Source organism: Schaedlerella sp. (genome assembly GCF_056796775.1).
Map to the genome: position 1 here is coordinate 119421 of NZ_JBQIKP010000005.1, position 16781 is coordinate 136201.

Genomic DNA, 16781 nt, shown 5'->3' on the forward strand with positions numbered 1-16781 from the left:
GGGGCGGATGAGAGAGAATGGGAATTGCCGCATACAGAAAGCCTGCAGACGGCCGACTTTCTGTACAGGGCGGTATGAAAGCGGCCGAAAGAAGGAGGATTTGCGTATGAAAGAACGGATGGGAAGCTGTACGAGAAAAACAAAGGAAACAGAGATCACCTTGTCCATCAATCTGGACGGGCAGGGGAAGAACCGGATCGATACCGGAATCCCGTTTTTTGACCATATGCTGGACGGATTTGCGCGGCACGGGCTGTTTGACCTGGAGGTGCAGGTGAAGGGGGATCTGGAGGTGGACTGCCACCATACGGTGGAGGATACCGGGATCGTCCTGGGCCAGGCCATTGCCGGCGCGCTGGGAGATAAGGCGGGAATCCGGCGCTATGGAAGCTTTATCCTGCCGATGGATGAGGTCCTTGCCCTCTGCGCCGTGGATCTGTCCGGCCGGCCGTATTTTAAGATGGATGCGGAATTTACGGCGGAACGTCTGGGTACGCTGGACACGGAAATGGTCCGGGAATTTTTTTACGCCGTTTCTTACAGCGCGGCTATGAACCTGCATCTGAAGATATTGGATGCCGGCAATAACCATCATATGGCGGAGGCGCTGTTCAAGGCGTTTGGAAAGGCGCTGGACGGGGCAGTCATGGAGGAGCCGCGGATGCAGGTCGTCTGGTCTACGAAAGGAAGCCTGTAGGAAAAAATATAGAAGGAGAACATACTATGAGTTATAAAAGGTTAACCCCATGTATCCTGATCGACGGCGCCAAGGCCGTTCGCTGGTTTGACGATAAAACCGTGATATCGGATGACGTGGTTTCCCTTGCAAAGCATTATGGAGAACGGGGGGCAGACGAGCTGATTGTGTTTGATCTGTCCAATTCGGATGAGAACCATGAAGAAGCCATTGACCTGATGAAAAAGATCAACCGGGTCATCAGCATCCCCATGGTGGCAGGCGGAAATATCCGCCGTCAGGAGGATGTAAAAAAGATTCTGTACGCCGGCGCGAAGCGGGCCCTTTTGAACCTGTCCAAGCCCGGAACCTTGAAGCTTTTAGAGGAGGCTGCCCTGCGGTACGGAAAGGAACGGATCGCCGTGTCGCTGAATGATTTCGACGCGCTGTTCAAGCACCAGCACCAGATTGAGAAATATTGTACGGAAATGATATTCATGCACAGGCTGGACCTCAATTCCGTTGTAAACATTACGGAGATTCCCTGCGTGGTGGTGACAGATACGATGGAGCAGAACGAGATTCTCAAGATCCTGAAATCCGACGGGGTCAAGGGGGTTTCCGGCCTCTTTATCAGTCAGAAGGACATGGACTTTGACGCGTTTAAAAATGTCTGCCTGGAGGAAGGCATCCGGATGACTTCCTTTGAAAGCATTATGGATTTTGCGGAGTTTAAACTAAATTCCGACGGCCTGATCCCGGTGATCGTCCAGGACTATAAGACCAATGAAGTGCTGATGATGGCATATATGAATGAAGACGCATTTGAGCATACCATCAAAACCGGCAAGATGACCTACTACAGCCGGAGCCGGCAGGAACGGTGGATCAAGGGGGAAACCTCCGGGCATTTCCAGTATGTGAAGATGCTGACCGTGGACTGCGACAAGGATACGTTGCTGGCGAAGGTGGAGCAGATCGGCGCGGCCTGCCACACCGGGAACCGGACCTGCTTTTTCCAGTCCATTGCAGGAAATGATTTTGACGCCAAGAACCCCTTACAGGTATTCGAGTCCGTGTATAAGACTATTGTGGACCGCAAGCAGAATCCAAAGGAAGGGTCCTACACCAATTATCTGTTTGAAAAGGGAATTGATAAGATACTGAAAAAAGTGGGAGAGGAAGCCACGGAGATCATCATTGCCTCCAAAAACCCCAATCCGGAAGAGATCAAGTATGAGGTCTCGGATTTTATGTACCATCTGATGGTGCTGATGGTGGAACGGGGGATCACATGGGAGGATATTACAAAGGAACTGTCAGACCGGTAAGACGGGCTGGCAGTTTCTGCCGCTTCAGGGGCGGAAACTGTGGGAAATGTATACATCCGGAAATATGCGCGGACAAAAAATGCAGACAGAAGCTGGGGGGTTTGATCCTGTTTTGACGGTGTCACTTCATGCAGGATTCCAGAGGGGAAAAGTTCTAAATATCGGGGATTGTACATATATATTCGATACAAGTATCCGGCGGACTCAAGCCCCCGGGATACAAAGATCGAAAAACGAAAGGAAGCCTGCTATGAACGATCCCGAGGCACGCCGCAGAGAGCTTCTGCGCCAGACAAGAAAGCGGTACGACGACAACCATTTTATTCCCGCGGTCCATCCCAGATACGGAAGTATTTATCATGAATTGTATGACGACCAGGAATCCGCATATCCCAGAGACACATTCCTCTTCCGGCTGACGCTTGGGATCTTGTGCTTTATCTGCTATGTCTGGATGGATTCCAGCCAGGCCGAGATCGCCAGCGTCAGCAGCGATCAGATCGTGAACCAGATTGAGAAGCAGGTGGAAATGGAGGATATACGGGAGGTTTGGAATAACCTGTAGTATTTTAGGCGGGAGTATAGAGACTACATTGGAGGAAACGGTTCAGAGCGCCCTGGCGCAGATCAAAGAAAAGCAATATGCTGCGGTGCTGACTGCAAAAGGGATCTCAGGAGAACGAATCCGCTGCTACGGCTTTGCATTTGAAGGGAAGAGGATTCTGATCGGGTAAAAGAAAATTATTCCACAAAAAACATGGAAAAATTCCCCTTAAATTGGATAAAAATATAGTTGACCAATGGTCGAAGAATGTGGTAATGTTTACTTAAATCAATTCGACCGTTGGTCGATTGCATTTTAAGCAGACGGCTGGGATATAGGAACAGCCATCTGGCAGCAACAGTGGGAAATCAAGGAGGAAAAGGATGACTTACGCAGATTTATTTTATGAGATCAAGGGGAAATTTATGGGGGCGGATGTGAGTGACATACACGAGCATCTTGCGTTTCAGTTTAACATTGAGGACGAGGAAGCCGGCGGCGCTTTCTATGTGGAGGTAAAGGACGGCGTGCTCCATGTAGAGCCTTATGAATATTATGACAGAGACGCCATGTTTATCTGTTCGTCTGAGGTGCTTCTCAAGATCGCAGACGGAGAGATGGACCCCATCGCGGCATTTACGGACCAGAAGCTGCGGGTGGAGGGCAATATTGAGAAGGCGCTGCGGTTAAAGGAGATCATAGAGCTGAAGAAAGGCGCGGCGCAGGAAAAGAGCATCGCAAAAAAAGCGGCCGACAAGGTTGTGAATACCGTAGTAAAGACGGCGGTCAAGAAGGCAGCGGCGAAGGAAGCGAAGAAAAATAAATAAGACAGACACATGGGAACAGCAAAAAAAGGATGGTGAAATCATTGGGAGCATTGAAAAATATTGTAGCTGCGGCGGGAATCCTGGCTGCGGCAGGAATCGGGGAAACCGCATATTTTTATAATAGGACCATGAAGCGCGGAAACGCGAAGACCGACAGGACCATCAAGATGTCGGGTACAGATTGGGCAAAATATTATCCGCTTATGGAAAAGAGAAAGGAATATGTACTGGCGCAGACCCACAGGGATGTATCCATCACCTCTTTTGACGGGCTGAAGCTCCACGCTACATACTTTCCGGCGGTGGAAGACGGGAATACTTCCGATGTAAAGAAAGCTGTAATCTGTTTTCACGGCTATACCGGGGAAGGACTCAGCAATCACGTAGCCATCGCGGATTATTTCCTGAAACGCGGCTATGCCATGCTGATGCCGGACGCAAGGGCCCACGGTGAGAGCGAAGGGGAATACATCGGCTTCGGATGTCTGGACCGGCAGGATGCCCTGGGCTGGATCAACTGGATGATACAGGAACTGGGTGAGGATGTGAAGATCATGCTTCACGGCACCTCCATGGGCGGCGCTACGGTGCTGATGACCAGCGGCCTGGAACTGCCGGCCAATGTGAAGGGGATTGTATCTGACTGCGGGTTTACTTCCCCCAAGGAGGTGTTTACTTATGTGCTGAACCACATGTACCATTTACCGGCATTTCCGGCAATCCAGGGAGCCGACCTGCTGAACAAAAAACTGGCGGGCTACGGCATGGACGAGTGCAACGCCAAATATGAGGTCGAAAAGGCAAAGGTACCGATCCTCTTTATCCATGGTTCGGCGGATACCTTCGTACCGTGCAATATGTGCCATGAGATCTATGACCACTGCAGATCTCCGAAGCGTAAGGTGATCATTGAAGGGGCGGCCCATGCAGAGAGCTATTATAAAGACATGGAGACTTATGAAAAGGCGCTGACCGAATTTACGGAAGAGATTATGCAGTAATAACCTGAGACATACCTGCATTTGTATAAAGAGACGATGCGGATATAGATTGCAGCGGTATTTGAAGCCAATGAACGGACGTTTTTGAACGTGAAAGGATTAATAAACAGAATGAAAACAAGAAAAGGTTATAAGACGTATCCACTGACGGTAGCACAGAAATTCCACAACTATTATTCCGAGTACTGCCCGGGAAAAGAGATCCTGAATGTAGGCACGAGCCTGACCATTGAGTTCGAACTGAATATAGACGAGCTGAGAAAAGCCATCTATAAGGCATACGAGCGGTGTGAGTCTATGCGTGCGCGGCTTGCCTTTGACAAGAAAGAGAAGGAATGGTATCAGTACATTGCCGACAAGGAAGACCGGGAGATCGAGTTCGTGGATTTCACCGGAAAGACCATGGAAGAGGCGGAGGCTGAGATGACGGCGTGGACGCGGGTTCCCTTTGACAAGGAAGACGAGCCGATGAATAAGGTCACCATCATCAAGACTCCGGACGGATATGAAGGGATGTATCTGGTGGGGGATCACAGATTTCTTGACGCCCAGTCGCTGATCGGGTTTATGAAAGACGTGATCGAGCTGTACTGCAACGCGAATTTTGAAGGGATTCCGTATCCGGCGGATATGCGTTCCTATACTGCGCAGATTGAGAAGGATATGGCATATGAGGCCGGCAGCAAGGCGCAGGCCAGGGACAGGGAATATTTCCGCAGGCTCATCGAAGCATCGGAACCGATTTACAACGGAATCACCGGTCCGCAGAGGCTCGAGGACGCCAGGGCGGCAACCGGGAATCCAAATCTTCGGGCAGCGCCTACCGGATCGGACAGCTTCGCGGCGGCAATCGACATCTTCCATCTGGAGGAGGAGCCGACTGCAAGGCTGATGTCTTTCTGCGAGCAGGAACACATTTCTCTGCAGTGCCTGCTTGTGATGGGAATCCGTACCTACCTGCAGAAGATCAACCAGAATGACGACGTGTCCCTGCAGGTTGCCTATGCCCGCAGAGCGACGCTCCAGGAGAAAAAGTCAGGCGGTACGCGTATCCACAGCTTCCCGTTCCGAACCGTGATTTCGGAGGATCAGACATTTTTGGAGGGAATCCATGAGATCCGGGACAGACAGAATGAAGTGTTCCGCTATGTGAATTTCAATCCTACAGAGTATCTTGGATATAGAAAAGAATTATACAAAACGCCGCTGGGCATGGGATATGAGAGCATGTCGCTTACCTATCAGCCGGCTACGCTGAGGGAAAAGGGGCTGACCGACTTAGGCGGCATCAAGTATAAGACGAAGAGATACTGCAACGGTTATTATGCGGACGGGCTGTATCTTACAGTGATGCACAGGCCGGATGACAACGGACTGGATTTCAGCTTTGAGCATCAGACGAAAGCATATACCAGGGAGCAGTTGGAATATTTTTACTATTATTTCTGCAAGATCATGTTCAAGGGAATCGAGACACCGAACATGAAGATCGGCGATATCATCAAATTGGTGTAGTTGTTCTGCAGCATAAGAAAATTCAATACAAAAAAGAAAGGGTGGGGAAAAATGTTTGATCAGTTGACAGAGATCATCGTAAACTATGTGGAGGTTCAGAAGGAAGATATCAAGCCGGAGTCACGCTTTATCGAAGACCTTGGCTTTACGTCTTTCGACTTTATGAGCATGCTCGGTGAGATCGAAGATGAGATGGATGTTGAGATCGACCAGGAGGAAGTGGTCAATATCCGTACCGTCCAAGAAGCAGTGGATTATCTTTCAAAACTGGCGTAGGAACCTGCGGGATTTCCTTATTTGAAAAGGAGAAAGACATATGAACGAATTGCGCAGCACACTCTATGATCTGCTGGTGAAGGCAGAGGAAGCATACGGCACCCAGGATGCCGTCAGATATAAAGTAAAGGACGCTGACCAGGGAGGAAAAAAGAAGACAAAGGTGGAGGCGAAGACCTATACACAGCTTCGCCGGGACAGTGAACAGATTTCGGCAGCCCTCACCGAACTGGGGGAGCAGGGAAAGCATATCGCGCTCATAGGGGCAACCTCCTATTCATGGATCACCTCCTACTACGGCATCGTGAACAGCGGCAGCGTGGCGGTTCCGCTGGACGCAAACCTTCCGGCGGAAGACCTCTGCGAATTGATTGACCGGGCGGATGTGACGACGCTGGTGTATGACGAGACCAAGGCAAATGTTGCCCGGATGGCGGCGGAGAAGTGCCCCGGGCTTACGCATCTCATCGCCATGGAAGGGGAGACTTCCGTTCCCAATGCCCTCCATCTGTGGGAGCTGGCCGCAAAGGCGCCGGAGAGGACAGATTTTGAGCCGAAGCCGGAGGATCTGGCGACCATCATGTTTACCTCCGGAACCACCGGAAAGAGCAAGGGCGTGATGCTGACCCACCGGAATCTGGCGGAAAACGCGACCGCCCAGGATATGGGATATGAACCGGGAATGGTCATCATGACCGTGCTGCCCATCCACCACGCCTACTGCCTGAGTATGGACATTCTCAAAGGGACGTCCATCGGCGCGATCATCTGTATCAACGATTCGCTTTTAAGAGTAGCCAAAAATATCAAGCTCTTTGAACCGAACATGATTCTAATGGTGCCCTTGATGGTGGAAACCCTTGCAAAAAAACTGGAAGAAGCGTCCTTTATTCCGGCCCCGCTTGTGAAGGCGAAGGTATTCGGGAAGCAGTTTCATACCGTGTGCAGCGGCGGCGCCTACTTAAATCCAGACTATATCGCCCTGTTCAAGAAGTACGGCATTACTATCCTGCAGGGCTACGGCATGACGGAGTGCGCGCCGGTGATCAGCACCAACAGCAACAGTGAGAAAAAAGACGGCTCCATCGGAAAATGCATGCCAAACTGTGAGGCGAAGATCGTAGACGAGGAGATCTGGGTAAAAGGTACCAGCGTGATGCAGGGGTACTATAAGATGCCAGAGGAGACGGCCGAGACCTTGGAGGACGGATGGCTGAAAACAGGAGACCTGGGTTACATCGATGAGGATGGTTTCCTGTTCCTGACCGGACGCAAGAAGAACCTGATCATTACGCGGAACGGGGAGAACGTATCCCCCGAGGAGATCGAGAACAAGTTAGGCGCAAACCGCCTGGTGCAGGAGGTTCTCGTGCGGGACTGCGAAGGACTGATCGAGGCGGAGATCTTCCCGGATCTGGAATATGCGTCGAAGAAGCGGATCAAGGATCTGGAGGGAGAGCTTCAGAAGATCATTGATGAGTATAATAAGACGGCTCCGCTCTATAAGCGGGTATTTAAGCTGAAAGTGCGTGACGTGGAGTTTGAAAAGAACACCACGAAGAAGATTAAGAGATTTTAGAGTGACTTACAGGGAGCCGCGGCCGGCTCCCTTTTCATATCATTGTATGCAGAAAAGCTGCCGGTGGTAGTTTTTCTGTATTGCGCAGGAATCACAAAAGACTGAAGAGGTGAATATTCTGTTAAAAAGGTCTTTTTTATGAAGTGGGTAAAAAATGCCGTTGGATATTGGTGTGAAGATATTCTGGACAGAAAATACCTTGGCCGGAAGATCGGGGCTGCCGTTCTCGATACCGGTTTGACTGTGCATCCGGATCTTGCGGGGCGTATCATAGGATTCGGAGATTTTGTAAACAGGCGGAAGCAGATCTATGACGACAGCGGGCACGGGACACATGTGGCGGGGATACTGGCCGGGAACGGAAAGCTGTCAAACGGTGTTTATGCCGGGATTGCGCCGGAGGCGTCCATACTGCCGGTAAAAGTATTGGACGATTCGGGAAACGGAATGGTGGAGTACGTGATGGAGGGAATCCGCTGGGTGCTGGCAGAGCGGAAGAAATACAATATCCGGATCGTCAATATTTCCGTGGGAACCCAGCCGGGGCTTGACAAGGCGGAGGAAGAGCGGCTTTTGAGAGGGGTGGAGGAGCTGTGGGACGCAGGGCTGGTCGTGGTGGTATCGGCGGGAAACTACGGGCCTGATCCGGGAACCGTGGCAGTACCCGGGAGCAGCCGGAAGGTGATCACGGTGGGGGCGGTGGATATTGCGGGCAGGCAGGGAGGGAAGAGCAGGGCAAAGTGGGATTATTCCGGCAGGGGCCCCACCGAGGACTGCGTCATAAAGCCGGATTTGGTGGCGCCCGGAACCTATATTACAAGCTGCAGCGTGGATTACAGACACCGGTTTCGGAAACCTTATACGGTGAAGAGCGGTACCTCCATGGCCACCCCTGTGGTATCCGGAGCCATTGCCTGCCTGCTGTCAAAATATCCGGATATGACCAACGTGGAAGTAAAATTAAAGCTGCGGGAGAGCTGCGTCCCCTCGGAACATACGCAGGGGTGGGGGATGCTGCATGTGGGGAGGCTGCTTTCGGCGGGCTGTTGACGCCCGCCTTCTTTTATGGTGATTGTTTGCGTCTGCGGTACTCACAATAACAATAAAAGTTCTGCACTGAATGGAAATTATCGGGTAGCATTCTGAGCCGATTCATGGTAAAATATGTGAGGTTAGTATTGCCAGAAAGTTTTCGAACACCGATTAAGGAACTGCTGCAGGATCAGCGTTGTATCTGGTTTGCCCCGCTGTTTTGCACCGGATCCTGAGAAAATATGTATGAGGAGGTACAAACAAATGGCATGGTATGATGAGGCGGTATTTTATCACATTTATCCGCTGGGACTGACCGGCGCGCCCAAGGAGAATCCGTATGGGGAGCCGGAGCATCGCCTGAACACGCTGATCCCCTGGATTGCCCACATCAGGGAGATCGGCTGCAACGCGCTGTATATTGGCCCTCTTTTTGAGTCTGTCGGACACGGATATGAGACGACGGATTATAAAAAGCTGGACAGCCGTCTTGGGACGAATGAGGATCTGACCGGTTTCGTGGCAGAATGTCACAGACAGGGGATCAAAGTGATACTGGACGGTGTATTTAACCACACCGGACGCGATTTTTTTGCGTTCCAGGATATCAAGAAAAACCGGGAAAATTCCGCCTACAAGGACTGGTACTGCAATGTGAATTTCTGGGGAAATAATTCCTTCAACGACGGGTTTTCCTATGAGAACTGGGGCGGTTACGACCTTCTCGTGAAGCTGAACCAGCATAACCCGGCGGTCAAGGACTATATCTGCGACGTGATCCGTTTCTGGGTCAGCGAATTTGATATTGACGGAATCCGTCTGGACGCGGCGGATGTACTGGACTTCAACTATATGCAGGCGCTCCGCCATACGGCCAATGAAGTGAAGCCGGATTTCTGGCTGATGGGAGAGGTGATCCACGGCGATTACACCCGTTGGGTCAATGAGGGAACCCTGCATTCCGTGACAAATTATAACCTGCACAAGGCGCTGTATTCCGGACACAACGAGCACAATTACTTCGAGATCGCGCATACGGTAAAGCGTCTTTACGGCATGGGCGGCAACCGTCCGGACGGCTTAAAGCTCTACAATTTTGTGGATAATCATGACGTGGAGAGGATCTATACAAGGCTGAACAACAAGGCGCATTTTACGCCGGTCCATATCCTTTTGTATACGCTGCCCGGAGTTCCGTCCGTTTACTACGGTTCCGAATTTGGGATCGAGGGAAGGAAGGAACGGTTCTCAGACGATTCCCTGCGCCCTGCGCTGAATCTGTCTGATTATGCGGATGCGGCAAAGGACAATTCCTTTACACGGCTGATCGGGGCACTGGGAAGGACGAGACAGAACACTCCGGCGCTTTCTTACGGAGAGTACAATGAACTGCTGCTGACCAACCGGCAGTATGCGTTTTCCAGAAATTACAACGGACAATCCGTTGTCGTTACGGTCAATAACGACGACAGCGATTACACGATGACGGTTTCCGCAGGAAATGCAGCGGAATATATCGGGGCATTGTCCGGAGAAAAGGTATCTGTGAACGGCGGAAGAATCACGGTCAATGTAAAGGCCAATTCCGGGGAGATCTGGGTTCCTGCGGCAGAGGATGGAGCAAAGGCCGCGGCGGACGCGGGATTTACCGGGCTGGATGTGAAGGATGCCGCGGCGGAAGTGAAGCAGGCTGAAAAGAAGGCAGCTGCGGAGAAAGCGGCATCAGAGCAGAAGACTGAGGAAAAGACCGCGCAGGTGAATAAGCCTGACAAGAAGGATGCGGCAGAAACGAGGACGGAACAAAAAACTGCAGATCAGTCTGAAAAGAAAAAGCCGGCAGCTGCGGGCGGAAATGTGGCCGGAGCAGATACTGCGTATACGGAAGCATTTGAAAAAGGGAAGATCGCTGGGCTACAGGAAGCGATCCTTGCGATCATGGGAAAGAATGGCCAGATCACCGATCAGATGCGCAAGGATGTTATGGATAATGTGTATCATGACTCCCTGATCAACTGGATCAAGAGCTTCCGTTAGGATTTCGGGAGCGCAAAGCGCAGAGAAATCCGAGTACCATAATATGTAACTATTCAGAACGTAGGCAGAGGGACTGTGGTCTGCCGTTCTGAACAGTTGCGATCATATGCTGTAAAAAGCCGTTCCTGATGTATATGGGGATGGCTTTTCTAAATACCGACGTATGCAGAAAAGCTGCCGGCTGCCGGTTTCCTGTATGGCTGCGTACTGCGTCGCGAATGAAGCCGTACGATAAAGAGGAATCTGTATTTCATGTCTTGAAAACAATACAACAGGATTCTTCGATTGCTCTTCTTCTAAAAAAGGTTATAATAGGTATTGAGATGATGTGATTCGAAATAAGGGAGATTGGCCATATGATCTTTAAAGGAAAAATCGGAATCTGGTTCTGGCTGCTTTTGATCGGTGTCAATATTGCGATGGTCTATGAGGGGATTCATGGAGAAATAAAAGGCAGGGAAATACTTGCCCTGTTCTTCGCTTTTTTTCTTACGAATATCATATGTATCCCCATGGTGATCAGGAATTATGTGCAGATCGACGGGGAAAAGCTGATCTTTGCATTGGGATTCTGCAAAGACTATATGAAGATTGAAGACATCACGGAGGTATACAGGACGCATAATCCGATCGCTGCAGGCGCGCTGTCGCTGGACCGGATCGTGATAAAGGCAAAAAGACAGGAATGGATCATCGCTGTACTCGATAAAGAGCAGCTGTTCCATGAACTGAAATGGAGAAATCCAAAGATCCAGATCCGGAAATCCATGGCGGCGGGGAGGGAATGACATGTATCGGATCGCTGTATGTGATGATGACATTCAGATGCAAAGATTCCTGTGCTCTGCCATTGAGGAGGCCGGGATTGCCTGCACTGTAGAAAAATTTTCAAACGGGGCGGAGCTTCTACGCGACGAAAAGGAATATGATATTTTATTTCTGGATATCGATATGCCTGTGGTCAATGGGATGGATGCCGCCAGGCAGCTCCGCCGCAGAGACCGGAGGGCAAAGATCATCTATGTCACAGGGTATCAGGATTATATGCAGCGTTCCTTTGCGGTCCATCCCTTTTCCTTTCTTGTCAAGCCGGTGAAAAAGGAAACGATCATCCGGCAGCTTAGGGAAGCGGTTCTGTACAGCCGGGAGGAAGAGAGCGCGGACGTACTGCGGCTGGAGACCACCCAGGGGCTGGAGGAGATCGCGGTTCCGAATCTCTATTATCTGGAATACCAGAGTCGGAAGCTGCGTCTTGTGATGAAGCATGGAGAACGGATGATCCGAGGGAAAGTCTCGGAGTTTTCGGAAAGGCTGGCGTCTTACGGCTTTGCTTCTCCACACAAGAGCTTCATTGTGAATCTGTATCATGTGAAGGCAATCCGGGGATATGATATTGTGATGATGAACGGGGATCTGGTTCCGCTGTCACAGAAACGCTCCGCGGAATTCCGCGGTCTGCTGGGAAAATATCAGGCGGACAGATTAGGAAGTGTATGGAAATAGCTTATATATTCTGACTTGTCTGCATTCCGGCAGCTTCTTATGAATGGGGGGAGAAAATGAGCTGGGTAGAATCCGGGATATGGAATGGAATTTTCATGTGTATGGAGACGGCTGTGCTTACCCTGTGTACCTGGTTTTTCATGAGCCATACAGAGCAGGACCGGAGTGAAAAAAAGAAAAAGCGATGGGGGGCTGCCGTCCTGTATTGGATGGGCCTTGCGGGAATCACCTTCGGCTTTCAGAACAACGGATTTATCCATCTGCTCCTGCTGGTGTATATGGTTTTCATGACAACGCTGGCAGGAATGCGGCTGTACAACCGGGGAAGGATGTACCGGTTCTATTACTTTCTGTTTCCTGTGACCATGGTGATCGTTCGGATCTTTGTCATCTATATGGTGTTTGCTTACATGAGTTCCCGGTGGGGGAGCATGATCTTTGATTATACTCTGGCAAACACTGCGTTGGTGATCAGGCAATTGACGGAAATCCTTCTGACCGGAGCCTGGGTGGTGGTGCTGAACCGGAAGAAATACGAAAATGTGAAAGGGATGCAGTTCGCCGGACTGTTTCTGGCTCCGGCAGTCAGTATGTTTATCATCTTTTCGCTGATCTATACCGGGGATGTGTTTGTGCAGCTGTACGGAGCATTTCTGATCATACTGAATATTTTGGCGCTGGTCATTATGAATCTGTACATCTGGTATTTATTCTCTTATCAGTCAAAAAATAAGAAGCTGAGGGCAGAACTGGAGATCCGGAAAAAGCAGAGTGAGATGCAGTATCAGTATTATGAGAAAGTGGAACAGAGATACCAATCCTCCCGAAAGATGGTCCATGATATGAGAAACCATCTCCAGGCGATCGAAGCCCTGCAGGAGCAGGACGCGGACAAGGGAAAAGAGTATGTAAAGGATATGCGCCGGATGCTGGACAGACTTGGGATCGTAAACTATACGGAAAACAGGATGCTCAATATCATATTGAATGATAAGGCGGAAGAGGCGCAGAAGAGTGGGATCGGGATGGAGATCCGGATTGATGAGATCCGCCTGGAGCATATCCGGGACATGGATATGACGACCATATTTGCAAATCTGCTGGATAATGCTCTGGAAGCCGCGGAGCAGGTGGTGGGGAAACGGATGATTCAGGTGCAGGCGGATACATTTCATGATTTTACGGTGGTGAAGATCCGGAATTCGATGCCGTGCGGCAGTGCGGCGAAAGGGACGGAAAGTTCATCGGTGAAAAAGGACAGGAAAAGCCATATGGGGATCGGCCTGGAAAATGTACGGGATACTTTAGAAACATACGGGGGAGGGATGATGACGGAGATTCAGGAAGGGGAATTCGTTGTGAGTATCACCATTCCGGAATAAAAAACCAAGCAATGAAAGGAGAGGATATCTATGAAAAAGAAGATGAGCAAAATGATGGTATGCGTGTGTGTTCTGACAGGTCTGCTTTTCGGCTGCGCAGGGAGTCAGCGCCTTTCGGACAATTTTGACGAGGCGGAGGTGAAGGCCGCGGCAGAGAGCGTCATTGAAATCCTGAACAGCGGAGAGGTGGAGTTGCTTGTGGACGAACAGTGGAATGCGGTGATGAAGGGCGCGGCGGACGTGGAAATGCTGAAAAGCGAGATTGTGCCCATCGTGGAAGAACTCGGTGAGTTTGAAGGCTTTGACAAAGAAGCGGTTACCGGGAGTAAAGACCCGGATACGGAGCAGGAATTTGCAGTGGCGGTGATCAAGGCAAAATATGAGAAACGTAAGGCGCAGTTTACGATTTCATTTGATGAAGATATGAAGGTGGCAGGATTCTTTATTAAATAGTGAGGAAAGCGGTGATTATTTTGAAGGCTATCATATATTCTTGCATGGCAGTGAGTGCCGTCTTCTGGGTCATGGCGGCCGTATTTGCGGTACTGAAAGGGAAGGCCGCAATTTTGATCAGTGGGTTCAATACGATGCCGAAGGAGCAGAGAGAGCAGTACGACAGGGAGCAGATGAGCAGAGATATGCGGAATACACTTGCCCTTTGGGCAGCTGTGTCAGGCGCGGGCGGTGTACTGGCGTATCTGTTTTCATCCGCTGGCATTGCGGTTATCTCAATGATTGCGGTGCTGATCTTATTTTTTCGGGAAGTACATCTGGACGAGGAGAAGGCTTTTAGAAAATATAAGCTGAAATAGAATCCAATTTTCAGAATACTCTATATTAAGAATTATATCAGCAATGCTAAAAACCAATAAAATGAAACGTGTGATTTTGAAAAAGCGGTGGTATATCATTTTCCGCCGCTTTTTCCCATCTTTTTCAACAGAACGTCTATGTCGATCGGCTTGGTCAGAAAGTCATTCATCCCGCTTGCCAGCGCCAGGTCCCGGTCCTCCTGGAAGGTGTTGGCTGTACAGGCGTAGATCTGAATAGACTGGGCGTCTGCGCGGTCCAGATTCCGGATTTCCCGGGATGCCTCACAGCCGTCCATGACAGGCATCTGCATATCCATAAGGATGATCCCAAATTCTCCGATCTCAGATTCACGAAATAAGTCCACTGCCTCCCGGCCATTCTGGGCGTGGGCAGTCTCAAATCCTTCCATGGACAGGATTTCCAGAAGGATTTCCGCATTCAGCTCCACATCCTCGGCTACCAGGATTTTGCACGGTCCGGAGTGCTTCTGTGAATGCAGGGACTCCTTTGCGGTCCCATTTTTTTCGGTCTCCTTCAAATAGTCCGGAATCTCTTTTACAATGACGGAGGGGATCGAAACGGTGAAGGTACTTCCCGCATGCAGCTCACTTTCCACGGTGATATCGCCGCCCATGGCATTTGCCAGCAGCTTGCTGATCGGCATGCCGAGTCCGGTTCCGGTGATTCCGCTTATGTTCCGGTTCTGCTCCTGGCTGAACGTATCGAAGATCCTGCCGAGATAATCTCTGGACATTCCGATCCCTGTATCCTTACAGAGGTAAAAGGTCATGACGTGCGTATCATCGGTCTTTTCCTGACGGACGGACAGCCGTATGGATTTACCTGACGGCGTAAATTTGGCAGCGTTGCCTACGATATTCATCAGGATCTGCTTGATCCGGGTCGCGTCCCCTTCGACGCAGGGCTCGATCACATCCTTTTCCACGATAAACTCCACCCCGCGGCCCTGAATGTTGTCAGTCTGCATGGCCGCAATCTCATCGACCAGCGCATCCACCATCATCGGTTCATTGATAATATCCACCTTGCCGGCCTGGAGCTTTGACATGTCCAGGACGTCATTGACCAGGGACAGGAGATACTTTGCCGTGCTGTGTGACTTCCGAAGCCATTCCTTAATGTGCGACCGCTGGCTGTCGTCGTCAATGTGGACCATGATCAGATGATTCATACCGATCAGGCCGTTCAGAGGGGTTCGGATCTCATGGCTCATATTGGAAAGGAACTCTTTCTGGGATTTTTCCTTTTCCGAAGCACGGATCGTCTTTATCTGATACCGCATCACGATCAGGAGCATACTGAGTATCGTCAGGATACTGATGACCAGCATGATCATGCTCATGGTAAAAAATGTCCGGGTCTGCTCCCGGAATACGGCTTCGTTGACAGACATGATAAAATACAGGCGTATTTTTTCATCAAAGGGGATAAAATAAAACAGCTCTTTGTATTTTTCACCGGTGTGGGAGTGATAAAAGGCAAAGGTCTCAAGAGCCGCGAATTTTTCGGCAACCTCTTCATTTGTCAGCTCGGAATCCTCGGATTCGGACAAATGTGCAAACAGATTATTTTGTTCGTTCTCGTATACTTTTTTATTGATATCTACGATGTAATGTCCCTCCATATCGATGAGGGCGCTGTGACCGCGACTTTCGCCGCTTTTGGTAAAACAGTCGATCACCATTTTATCCTGGATGGATGAGATATCATTCATTCCGATGATCGCGCGCATCCTGATGCCGTCCACCTGAAAATCCTGCAGACGGATCCCGTAGAGTATGCTTTCCCTGTTCGGGCCGCTGCCTTCGGTGTACTCATCAAACCGGGTCACAAAGCGGTCGTTGCCATTTGCGAAATAGGTCATAAAATCCGGATATCTGGCCATGGATTCGGGAGGATAGATCTCATGTCCGTCCGTGTAGACCGTTCCATCCTCCGTCACCAGGCAGAGCCGGGCAAAGTCGCCTACGGTGCACTCCAGGTCCAGATGCTCCTGCATTTCCTCGAAGGTCCTGCAGTTGTAGCCGGCAAAACGCTCCTGGATCTCATAGAGGTCCTTCCAGCAGATCTCAATATATGCCTGAATCGTAGATTTATCGTGCTCCGCAATCTCGCTGATCTCGTTGATGATATTATCCGAGATCGTCTGATTCAGCTGATTGATATAAAAAAGTGTGATCACAGAGACAATTGCCAGTGCGGAAATCACCAGCATCGCATAAAAAATTTTTTGCTTTTTTACCATTG

Annotated in this window: 17 protein-coding genes; 16 read left to right on the top strand and 1 reads right to left on the bottom strand. The window is 50.2% G+C overall.

What is annotated here, in order from left to right; all coding sequences use genetic code 11:
• The first annotated feature begins 106 nt into the window (after positions 1-106).
• From hisB to ACTOY7_RS04440, 16 genes are all read left to right on the top strand, one after another.
• The gene (gene hisB / locus ACTOY7_RS04365; RefSeq protein ID WP_482670274.1) at positions 107-697 is read left to right on the top strand and encodes an imidazoleglycerol-phosphate dehydratase HisB; all 591 of its coding nucleotides are present in this window, start codon (positions 107-109) and stop codon (positions 695-697) included.
• Positions 698-723: 26 nt separating this feature from the next.
• Complete coding sequence (gene hisIE, locus ACTOY7_RS04370) at positions 724-2007, top strand: bifunctional phosphoribosyl-AMP cyclohydrolase/phosphoribosyl-ATP diphosphatase HisIE (RefSeq protein WP_125127487.1); 1284 nt, start codon at positions 724-726, stop codon at positions 2005-2007.
• A gap of 250 nt (positions 2008-2257) precedes the next feature.
• Positions 2258-2572, top strand: coding sequence for a hypothetical protein (locus ACTOY7_RS04375; RefSeq protein ID WP_004080677.1), 315 nt, complete (start codon positions 2258-2260; stop codon positions 2570-2572).
• A 28-nt stretch (positions 2573-2600) separates the two neighbouring features.
• Entirely contained in the window at positions 2601-2741 is a 141-nt protein-coding gene (locus ACTOY7_RS04380; protein WP_207636270.1) for a hypothetical protein, read from the top strand.
• Positions 2742-2934: 193 nt separating this feature from the next.
• Positions 2935-3378, top strand: a complete 444-nt coding sequence (locus ACTOY7_RS04385; RefSeq protein ID WP_004080676.1) for an SCP2 sterol-binding domain-containing protein — start codon at positions 2935-2937, stop codon at positions 3376-3378.
• 41 nt (positions 3379-3419) lie between these two features.
• Positions 3420-4379: an alpha/beta hydrolase gene (locus ACTOY7_RS04390; protein ID WP_482670275.1), complete on the top strand. Its 960-nt coding sequence runs from the start codon at positions 3420-3422 to the stop codon at positions 4377-4379.
• A gap of 111 nt (positions 4380-4490) precedes the next feature.
• Positions 4491-5894 carry a condensation domain-containing protein gene (locus ACTOY7_RS04395; protein WP_160280377.1) on the top strand — a complete coding sequence of 468 codons (1404 nt, stop codon included), beginning with the start codon at positions 4491-4493 and terminating at the stop codon, positions 5892-5894.
• Positions 5895-5945: 51 nt separating this feature from the next.
• On the top strand, positions 5946-6170 hold the full coding sequence (locus ACTOY7_RS04400) for an acyl carrier protein (protein WP_004080672.1): 225 nt from the start codon (positions 5946-5948) through the stop codon (positions 6168-6170).
• Positions 6171-6210: 40 nt separating this feature from the next.
• Positions 6211-7749 (top strand): AMP-binding protein, encoded by a 1539-nt coding sequence (locus ACTOY7_RS04405; protein ID WP_160280376.1) that lies wholly within the window; start codon positions 6211-6213, stop codon positions 7747-7749.
• A gap of 138 nt (positions 7750-7887) precedes the next feature.
• Positions 7888-8799, top strand: a complete 912-nt coding sequence (locus ACTOY7_RS04410) for a S8 family peptidase (protein WP_285823916.1) — start codon at positions 7888-7890, stop codon at positions 8797-8799.
• Between the two features lie 246 nt (positions 8800-9045).
• On the top strand, positions 9046-10815 hold the full coding sequence (locus ACTOY7_RS04415; RefSeq protein WP_394683590.1) for an alpha-amylase family glycosyl hydrolase: 1770 nt from the start codon (positions 9046-9048) through the stop codon (positions 10813-10815).
• Between the two features lie 356 nt (positions 10816-11171).
• A complete protein-coding gene (locus tag ACTOY7_RS04420) occupies positions 11172-11603 on the top strand; it encodes a PH domain-containing protein (protein ID WP_160280373.1) in 432 nt (143 codons plus the stop codon).
• Position 11604: 1 nt separating this feature from the next.
• Entirely contained in the window at positions 11605-12318 is a 714-nt protein-coding gene (locus tag ACTOY7_RS04425; RefSeq protein WP_160280372.1) for a LytR/AlgR family response regulator transcription factor, read from the top strand.
• Positions 12319-12374: 56 nt separating this feature from the next.
• Entirely contained in the window at positions 12375-13700 is a 1326-nt protein-coding gene (locus ACTOY7_RS04430; RefSeq protein ID WP_482670277.1) for a sensor histidine kinase, read from the top strand.
• 30 nt (positions 13701-13730) lie between these two features.
• Positions 13731-14153, top strand: a complete 423-nt coding sequence (locus ACTOY7_RS04435) for a DUF3887 domain-containing protein (protein ID WP_160280370.1) — start codon at positions 13731-13733, stop codon at positions 14151-14153.
• A gap of 11 nt (positions 14154-14164) precedes the next feature.
• Positions 14165-14512, top strand: a complete 348-nt coding sequence (locus tag ACTOY7_RS04440; RefSeq protein ID WP_394683591.1) for a DUF3784 domain-containing protein — start codon at positions 14165-14167, stop codon at positions 14510-14512.
• A gap of 95 nt (positions 14513-14607) precedes the next feature.
• Here the strand turns inward: ACTOY7_RS04440 and ACTOY7_RS04445 are convergent, their stop codons facing one another.
• On the bottom strand, positions 14608-16779 hold the full coding sequence (locus tag ACTOY7_RS04445; RefSeq protein WP_160280369.1) for a hybrid sensor histidine kinase/response regulator: 2172 nt from the start codon (positions 16777-16779) through the stop codon (positions 14608-14610).
• Positions 16780-16781: the final 2 nt, after the last annotated feature.